At 57.0% G+C, this 460-nt stretch carries 2 protein-coding genes; both read right to left on the bottom strand.

Annotated elements, in window-relative coordinates; all coding sequences use genetic code 11:
- Positions 1-24 precede the first annotated feature (24 nt).
- Positions 25-273, bottom strand: coding sequence for an EexN family lipoprotein (locus JMN17_RS21465; RefSeq protein WP_202329209.1), 249 nt, complete (start codon positions 271-273; stop codon positions 25-27).
- A partial coding sequence (locus tag JMN17_RS21580; protein WP_242519932.1) for a hypothetical protein occupies positions 270-460 on the bottom strand: 191 nt, incomplete at its 5' end. The genes JMN17_RS21580 and JMN17_RS21465, both read right to left, overlap by 4 nt.

Consider the following 460-nt stretch of genomic DNA (forward strand, 5'->3'; position numbering starts at 1 on the left):
GTCATTGAGTAGATGATGGTTCGATCAGAACTTCGGTTGCTCTTTCGGCGCTGTATAGGGCGTCTTCCCATCGCCAAAGAACCGTCGATTCGTCGCCTCGGCCACACGATTGCAGAGTTCGTCGCCCAGCTTGGCGCGATCCGTCTTGCACTGTTGCCGCAGTTCCTTCAATCGTTCAGGATTGGCGGCAAGTGCCTCTACCGTTTCGGTGGGTTCGGATTTGCCGCAGGCGGTCAGCATTGCAGCAAGCAGAATCAGCGCAATCTTGTTCATGGCTCGATTTCCTCCGTAGCATCAAGGTCGGGTAGTACGGTCGGCTTCTTCGTCGCGGATGGTTCAAGGGAGCTTGTTCTCTCGATAAAACGAGCCAACACTTCCGAAGGCTCGTTGCCACGGCGCAGCAGGTAAGTGGTGAGCACAGGTGTGCGACCAGCCAGAGGCCGCGCGACCACACCCTGTT

The sequence above is a fragment of the Bacillus sp. RHFS10 genome (assembly GCF_016757475.1).
Taxonomy (GTDB): domain Bacteria; phylum Bacillota; class Bacilli; order Bacillales; family Bacillaceae; genus Bacillus; species Bacillus subtilis_G.

Excerpts from the sequence above, each read along its gene's own strand:
- JMN17_RS21465 (WP_202329209.1), bottom strand. The coding sequence starts at position 273 with ATGAACAAGATTGCGCTGATTCTGCTTGCTGCAATGCTGACCGCCTGC.